Genomic DNA, 1,539 nt, shown 5'->3' with positions numbered 1-1,539 from the left:
CTTCAGCGTACAGTTCAACTGCAGCGTGCGCTGTGTAAGAACCTGCACAACCACATGCTGACTCTTTAGCACCTTTAGCGTGTGGCGCAGAATCGGTACCCAAGAAGAACTTCTTGCTACCGCTTGTTGCCGCTTCGATAAGTGCTAACTGGTGTGTGTTACGCTTAAGGATAGGTAGGCAGTAGAAATGTGGCTTAATGCCGCCAACCAGCATGTGGTTGCGGTTGTAAAGCAAGTGGTGAGCTGTGATGGTTGCCGCTACGTTCTCGTTAGCGTTCTTAACGAAAGTCGCTGCATCTGCCGTCGTGATGTGCTCTAGAACGATTTTCAGGTTAGGGAAGTCATTAACAATCGGCGCTAGAACTGTGTCTAGGAACTCTTTTTCACGGTCGAAGATATCAACATCGTGAGCCGTTACTTCACCGTGTACAAGCAGCAACATACCCACTTCTTGCATCGCTTCTAACACGTGGTAAATCTTTTGAGCTGAAGTTACGCCTGAATCCGAGTTTGTCGTCGCGCCAGCAGGGTATAGCTTCGCCGCTACAACAGCGCCAGATTCTTTCGCTTTGCGAATTTCGTCAGGTGTTGTGTTGTCTGTTAGGTAAAGTGCCATTAGAGGCTGGAACTGTTCACTTGGCTGCTCTGCCATGATGCGTTCACGGTAAGCTAGAGCCATTTCGGTATCGGTTACCGGTGGGATGGTGTTTGGCATGATTAACGCTCGACCATTGTAGCGGCTGATATCGCGGACTGTATCTTTTAATACTTCGCCATCGCGTAGATGAACGTGCCAGTCGTCAGGACGAGTAATCGTAAGTTGTGTCATTGAAGGCTCCCACCATTTGAAGTGTTATGTAGTTGGAGCCTAAACTCAGCGAAATCTGTGAAAGCAATCGCTTACGTTTAGGCGACAGGATGATAGTGGAAAAGCACTTTCATTTCATCCTATTTTTAACTCTTCAGGGTTAGGAGCTTGTTTTTATGGATATTTTATTCGGTATCTATTTGTTAATAAGGGTTAGCGGGTGGCTACCCACAGACCATGGATCATTCCTGGAACCCAGAAGAAGAAGGTCAGGACGATGTTAATCAGCAAATCTTTACCTGCACCGCGAGCGAAGAACACACCAACGGGCGGAAGCAATACACATAAAATGATAATGACGAGTTTGTTCATGATAAATCCTTTTTATTCAATGAAAGTTCAATGCGATAACCGTGTTCATATTATAGAACGTATAGAGAGTGTTAATGCATTGCTGTCTTAATGTATACAAGGCAGTGATTTAAACATTTCAAGATATTAGCTTAGTATCAAGTGTTTAATGCCTGCCAGTTTATCTATTTATAACCATTTGTTAGCATTGAGACAAACAACAAAACATTGGAATCGTTATGTCGCAGTCACCTTTAGATCAAGCTCTCTCTTTATCTCAAATCAATGTGTTTCCGGTTAAATCAGTAGGTGGGATTGCACTCTCTTCTGCTTGGGTCGAAAAACAGGGCCTTACCTTCGACAGACGTTTTATGTTGGCG

Annotated in this window: 3 protein-coding genes; 1 reads left to right on the top strand and 2 read right to left on the bottom strand. The window is 44.5% G+C overall.

Going from position 1 to position 1,539, the window contains the following annotated elements; translation table 11 throughout:
- Together pyrC and AB4496_RS20045 are read right to left on the bottom strand one after the other, a co-directional pair.
- Window positions 1-829 (bottom strand): dihydroorotase (gene pyrC, locus AB4496_RS20050; RefSeq protein ID WP_372131726.1); only part of this gene is annotated, 829 nt, incomplete at its 3' end.
- Between the two features lie 192 nt (window positions 830-1,021).
- Window positions 1,022-1,180 (bottom strand): YqaE/Pmp3 family membrane protein, encoded by a 159-nt coding sequence (locus AB4496_RS20045; protein WP_008215717.1) that lies wholly within the window; start codon window positions 1,178-1,180, stop codon window positions 1,022-1,024.
- A gap of 218 nt (window positions 1,181-1,398) precedes the next feature.
- On the opposite strand from AB4496_RS20045, the gene AB4496_RS20040 reads away from it, so the two are divergent.
- Window positions 1,399-1,539: MOSC N-terminal beta barrel domain-containing protein (locus AB4496_RS20040; protein ID WP_372131728.1), on the top strand; the 141-nt coding region annotated here is incomplete at its 3' end.

Origin of the sequence: Vibrio sp. 10N.222.46.A1 (assembly GCF_041473595.1) — a bacterium.
Taxonomy (GTDB): domain Bacteria; phylum Pseudomonadota; class Gammaproteobacteria; order Enterobacterales; family Vibrionaceae; genus Vibrio; species Vibrio tasmaniensis_A.
Note: the sequence above shows the minus strand (reverse complement) of the source record. Positions and strands in the feature narration are given on the sequence as shown.

What these genes read in the sequence shown, in the direction of transcription:
- AB4496_RS20045 (WP_008215717.1), bottom strand. Translation starts at nt 1,180, where the DNA reads ATGAACAAACTCGTCATTATCATTTTATGTGTATTGCTTCCGCCCGTT.